This window comes from Desulfogranum marinum (assembly GCF_016918565.1).
In the GTDB taxonomy this organism is placed as follows: Bacteria; Desulfobacterota; Desulfobulbia; order Desulfobulbales; family Desulfobulbaceae; genus Desulfogranum; species Desulfogranum marinum.
In genome coordinates this window covers 1-5,565 of record NZ_JAFFQD010000091.1, presented here as the reverse complement: position 1 = coordinate 5,565, position 5,565 = coordinate 1, and the positions used below count along the sequence as shown (strand labels likewise).

Here is a 5,565-nt window from a genome sequence, read left to right as displayed (position 1 = left end):
TAGTACGTCTTGGCGTATACCTGTTGTTTCGGTCATCGTGTCCTCCTTTTTCTTTGTTGAAAAAACAGGATGTTAATGACCGCATTATAACATTTTATGCGGTTTTTACTTTGTTACGTATAAACAGGAATTATGTTAAATGATAGATAAGGCAAGTATACAGACCTTCTACCTGGCAATGATAATTTGAACATCCTTATAATACCCCCATGGTTGATATTAAGAAGAAAATCATTTAGTAAGCTGCTACTAATTCCCACCCACGAATAGTTACCTACATTTTTTGTTCAACTTTCCGGTAGCACGGTATGCATAGAGTCTTACCGCTAAATCGACGGGTTCGGGACTCCATGGTATGTTCACCGCAGTCCTCGCAACCCAGGGAGTGTAATATGCGAGGTGGTCGAGGGGGCTTGCTTTTCAGTTCTTTAACTGAAAATAGATCTTCCAGCGGCAGAGTCATAAGCCTGTTTTCCATCATGGAGCGAAGTTCGGTCAGTTTAAGGAGCTCTTCTTCAGATAAGGTTCCTGAACCTTTTTTTGCCATCATTTCAGTCATTTCACTCTGAGAATCTCCACGACTATCAGGTTTCAAAAGCAAGCGAATACCTTTATTTTTTTCCCGGTCATAAAAAGAAAAAGCAGTTTTACCGTAATCGCAGTGAATCAGATTGCCCTTACCGAAGGTGCAACCGGTAAGGTACTGGATTGCATCCACGCCGCACATGTCCGTTTCGGTAACACAGACAAGAGCTGCCGGGGAAGTGTCTGGAAAACTATTTTTGACATATTCCGCCACCCGAATACCGATGGCAAGTCCTGGGCAGTTATGACCATGAAATGCTATTGTCTCTTTGATTGTTTGTTTTGAATAACTACAGGTCATTTACAGCTCCTTTTAATTGGGAAACTCTTCCGGGACTATCACCGGATTATCATCTATATGATGAATTGATACAGGAAGCCCATAGACCTCTTCGATGATATCCGCTGATATTGTAGTGCAATTGCATACCGCATGAATAATACCACCCTTGAGGAAGCAGTAGCGGTCTGCATATCGAAGAGCGCTGTTCAGATCGTGCATTGTCATAACAGCTCCGATTCGATGACTATCTACTATCTTTCTAATTACCGTTAATATGTTGATCTGGTTTCGCAAGTCGAGTGAGCTGGTTGGTTCATCTAGCAGTAGCAACTGTGGCTCTTGGACAAGTGCACGTGCAATAGCAACCTTTTGCAGCTCACCGCCGCTCAATTCATCGATATAGCGTAAAGAGAGCTGGGCAAGGTCAAGCTGCTGAAGCGCTGCATCAACAACTTTCAAATCCCGCTCTGCCACGCTCCACTTGATATGCGGTTTTCTCCCCATCAAGACTGCATCAAAAACTGTCAACCGACTCGTTTCGCTGCGTTGAGCTACATAACCTATACCGAGCGCAATCTCATCAGGACTCATTTTAAGAACATCGCGGTCCTCAACCAGAATGCTTCCTTCTGATGGCCGATGTATTTTGTTAATACACTTTAAGAGAGTTGTTTTGCCCACTCCGTTTGGCCCAAGTATTGCCAAAAGTTCTCCAGGCTCAACCTTGAGGTCTATATTACTTATGATACGGTGGCCATTATAACCAAATGCAAGTTGATTGATATCCAGAATCATCGACGTCCTCCTCGTATAATCAACCAGAAAAATGCCGGTGCGCCGAGGAAGGCTGTCAATACAGACACTGGCAAAACATGGGGTGCTAGTACCAATCTGGCAACTGTATCTGAAAAGAGGAGCAACACCGCTCCTACCAGCATACACGCAGGCAGCAGAAACCTGTGATCTGAACCGATAACCCGACGAACCATATGCGGCACAACCAGTCCAACAAATCCGATGATGCCGAGAAATGCGATTACTACCGCTGTCAGCATCGATGCGAGCAGCATCCCTGTAAGCCGGACATGGCCTACACGAACACCGAGCCCCTTGGCAGTTTCGTCACCAGCGTCTATGGCGTTGTAATTCCAACTGTTACTGAAAAAGTAGACCACACAGAAAAGAGTGACTGTTGCAATAAATGCCAGTTCGGTCCAGGTTGCCCTGGCAGTATCTCCAAAGGTCCAGAATACCATGGCCGCGAGCTGCATATCATCGGCAAAGAACTGCAAAAACATGGTCCCCGCAGTAAAAAATGCACCGAGAGCTACACCGGTAAGTACCATTACTTCCGGAGTGGCACCACGCGTACGTGTCACCCCAATGATTAACAAAGAAGCGCTGATGCTGAATACAAAAGCCGATGCAGTGGTGACATATGGGTTAATGATGGATACAGCACCCACATTACTGGATGTCATAATACCACCTCCCAGCACCATGACCGATAAAGCCGCACCAAAGGCGGCAGCATGTGATATTCCCAGGGTAAATGGCGAGCCAAGCGGATTGCGTAAAATCGATTGCATAACAGCGCCGGCAACAGCGAGACCGCCACCGGCTATCATAGCAGCTAGTGCCTGGGGTAGTCTGATATTCCAGACAATTATCTCAACCTGTTTGGAAGTAACCATCCCCAAGAGACTCTTGGTTACCGAAGATACAGATATATTGGCGGCTCCAAGAGAGATGGCAACAACCAACACTGCAGCCAGACCGCATGCCATAACCAGAACAAACAGAGCTTTTCTGCCTATGTATTGCTTGTATTCTGCCGGTACCTGGCCGTGATCAAAATGCATGACTATTTTAGAGGTACCTTTTTAAACACCAGATTATTAAACAATCCGTTCATGGTGGAAAAAACCGGTTTGCCTACCAGAAACTGATAGATCTCGTCAGCTTTCTTGTCAGGATCAACATCGGAGAACCGTTCAGGATAAAGCAATTTACCAATGTAATAGGCATTTGCCAAAATTGACCCGTAGTTTTTCGTATATAAATTATAGGGAAGCAAACCAAATACCCGGTTTTCTTTTACTGAGCTGAGAGATAGATATGCCGGGTCAGTTTTCAATTCATACAGTCCACCAGCCTTATCTCCTAACAGCAAGGTTGAGAGGTCGAGAAAAAGGTATTCTGGGTCCCAGGCGACAATTTTTTCTTTGGCAATATTGGAGTTACTCAATTCCTTTTTCGACATTGCCTTATCATAGGCAAGGTTACGGGCATGGACGAATTTGAAAGGAGGGTATGCGGGTTCAGTCGATTGAAACCCGTGCGGTCCTTTAAAGGCCACACCTCCAAGATACACGGTAGGCCGTTGGTCAACCGGAACATTTACGGTACGTTTGTCAAGATCAGTAGTTGTCTCTTCAAAAAAAGAAATCACCTGTTCTGAACGATTCTCCTTACCCAGGACCGTGCCCATAATACGTAATGATTTATACAATTCGGGACGGAGATGAGTAAAATTACCGTAGTTGAGCACAACAACCGGAATACCGGTTTTTTGCTGAAGTTCCACAGGATCATAGCCCATCTGTGAAGAATAAGTTTTAAAAATTACCTGCGGCTGAGGTGCTAAGGTTAAAATCCGTTCCGGATTATCGTATCCTCGAAATTCTCCGAAAACTGGCATTTTTTTAAACTGAGGGTTGGCAAGAGCATACGGCCTTGCATCAAGTTTCCTTTTCCTGGTTTCAATACTGTCAACCCCTACAATCTTGTCCTGGGCCTGAAGATAGGTTAGCAAACGAAGACAACCAGATCCTGAACAGATAACATGATCCACAGAATCTGGCAGTTGAACCGTTTTGCCGCTGGAATCCTCTATAGCTTTTGCGGATATCCCGCTGCAGAGCAGAAAAAAGATACAAGCAACAAGGAATATTCGTGTAAACATGTACCCCTCTCAACAGATCAAGTGTGAAGAATTTTAAATTCGTGTTACGGAGGTAAAGCTTTATCAAAACTAGCCTCACGAGTCAAGCCAAATAACACATTATTTAATTTCGTAACACTTCTTAAGCAAAATCCATAGTAATTCAAGTTAAATAAATGAAAAATTTCTATCAATTTTTGTATATATACAGCATGTTATAGCAGCAATAAAAGTTTAGAGGAGTGTGAAAAAGTTACGATTTCTGGATAAAAGCCACTATACAAATAATGTCATTATGCAACGCATTGACGTTGCCAATCATTATAATTCGTCATATTTTCAATCTAGCGGTTTGAAATATCTATTGTGGTGTTAAGGGCGCATACTACAATGCAAAGATATAAATTCGAATTGGCAGCATTAACCATTTACACAAATCACGAAGTTAACCCTAATTCCTGTTCACCCTAATCCCCGCTAATTGCGAATGAGACGGTTTATCAAAATCCTCTTCGCAACACTTGAATCCGGGCAAATGCGCCGATTAACCGGCGCTACCCCCACAGGTAGGGCCGAAGCCTAGCGCTGCACCCAAGAGCCCGTTTCCAACTTCCGCCTCGACAAACTTAGCGTGCGCAGTTCCAGCATTAGGCTTGAGCTAAGAGGCTTTGTGCTCCACGCCTCACGCTGTATGAGTTGAATCACATGGCTATTATTCTAGGTGTGATACACATTGTAATTTTGAACGTAAATATCACCGATTTCTACGGTTAATTGATTGAAAAATCAATTAGTCCCCTTTATTTCAAAAATTTATCATGCCATGTACCGAATTGCGTTAGTTTAAGCATCGATAACGATGTTCGGTAACACCTATCTGCCTGTTATTTGTTTAATCTGTCATAGCAAAACATCTTAACCTAGCAGCATCCCGGTACGTCCCCTATTATTCTCTCCCTCAGGTAGCCGATAATCATATCAACTTCCAGAGAGTCCCGAAATCATTCCGCAGACATATCCAATCAAAAAGCCTATAGCAAGCCAGTTGATTTTCTGACGCCTGAGCCAGTCATGGAAAGCGTATCGCGCCCCGTCTTCTTTGAACATGTGATCGTAATCGGTTTTTTTCTCTCCAAGCATATCATTCTCCTGTATTGTTCATGGGTATGAACTGGTCGGGTCCATAAGCCAATTGCCTCATTGATCATTGAAACATGTCAGGCTGCCAGCTTATTCTATAAGTTCACCGCCGCAAATCTCACAATGACTTTCGCTCACTTGCTGTTTTGTTCCAAATGCCTACATCATGCTTCATCAGCTTCATGGTGGTGTAGTCCATTTGGAAATCAATATCAAGATATGGGATCTCATTATCTTCGTCAATGTATGCATGATACATGAGTTATTACGTTGGTTTTTGCTTAGAAATGGGATGTGCCCCTTGTAACCGTACGTAACATAGGCAAAACTCATATGGAGAAAAATGAAAAGGGGGCAAATCTTTGTTTAACTCATTATGCAATTTTCAATACTCTCTGTTTCATGGCTAGCCCTCTTCGAATCGAATATCCCAACGCAAGGTATCACGCATGCAATCGTGGAAGACGGGGCGAAGATATCTTTCTATGAGTATTCCAGAGCAATCCGGCCACTGATTCCAGGGGATTCCGGCCGGTGATTCCATTTCATTCCGGCCACCCATTCCAATTGATTCCGGCCAGGGATTCCATTCGATTCCGGCCATCGTTTTCGG

General features: G+C 43.8%; 7 protein-coding genes. All 7 read right to left on the bottom strand.

Features of this window, described 5'->3' with window-relative positions; translation table 11 throughout:
* Positions 1-274: 274 nt before the first annotated feature.
* On the bottom strand, positions 275-886 hold the full coding sequence (locus JWH17_RS22720) for an FmdE family protein (protein WP_205224995.1): 612 nt from the start codon (positions 884-886) through the stop codon (positions 275-277).
* Positions 887-898: 12 nt separating this feature from the next.
* Positions 899-1,663: an ABC transporter ATP-binding protein gene (locus tag JWH17_RS22715; RefSeq protein WP_205224994.1), complete on the bottom strand. Its 765-nt coding sequence runs from the start codon at positions 1,661-1,663 to the stop codon at positions 899-901.
* Positions 1,660-2,730, bottom strand: coding sequence for a FecCD family ABC transporter permease (locus JWH17_RS22710; protein ID WP_205224993.1), 1,071 nt, complete (start codon positions 2,728-2,730; stop codon positions 1,660-1,662). Before JWH17_RS22710 ends, JWH17_RS22715 begins: the two co-directional genes overlap by 4 nt.
* Positions 2,731-2,732: 2 nt before the next feature.
* Positions 2,733-3,833, bottom strand: coding sequence for an iron ABC transporter substrate-binding protein (locus JWH17_RS22705; protein WP_205224992.1), 1,101 nt, complete (start codon positions 3,831-3,833; stop codon positions 2,733-2,735).
* 957 nt (positions 3,834-4,790) lie between these two features.
* Positions 4,791-4,952: a hypothetical protein gene (locus JWH17_RS22700; protein WP_205224991.1), complete on the bottom strand. Its 162-nt coding sequence runs from the start codon at positions 4,950-4,952 to the stop codon at positions 4,791-4,793.
* Positions 4,953-5,070: 118 nt separating this feature from the next.
* Entirely contained in the window at positions 5,071-5,211 is a 141-nt protein-coding gene (locus tag JWH17_RS22695) for a hypothetical protein (protein ID WP_205224990.1), read from the bottom strand.
* 147 nt (positions 5,212-5,358) lie between these two features.
* A partial coding sequence (locus JWH17_RS22690; RefSeq protein ID WP_205224989.1) for a hypothetical protein occupies positions 5,359-5,565 on the bottom strand: 207 nt, incomplete at its 5' end.

Bases quoted from the DNA above. Each gene is read 5' to 3' on its own strand.
- JWH17_RS22720 (WP_205224995.1), bottom strand. From the start codon at position 886: ATGACCTGTAGTTATTCAAAACAAACAATCAAAGAGACAATAGCATTT.
- JWH17_RS22715 (WP_205224994.1), bottom strand. From the start codon at position 1,663: ATGATTCTGGATATCAATCAACTTGCATTTGGTTATAATGGCCACCGT.
- JWH17_RS22710 (WP_205224993.1), bottom strand. From the start codon at position 2,730: ATGCATTTTGATCACGGCCAGGTACCGGCAGAATACAAGCAATACATA.
- JWH17_RS22705 (WP_205224992.1), bottom strand. From the start codon at position 3,833: ATGTTTACACGAATATTCCTTGTTGCTTGTATCTTTTTTCTGCTCTGC.
- JWH17_RS22700 (WP_205224991.1), bottom strand. From the start codon at position 4,952: ATGCTTGGAGAGAAAAAAACCGATTACGATCACATGTTCAAAGAAGAC.
- JWH17_RS22695 (WP_205224990.1), bottom strand. From the start codon at position 5,211: ATGTATCATGCATACATTGACGAAGATAATGAGATCCCATATCTTGAT.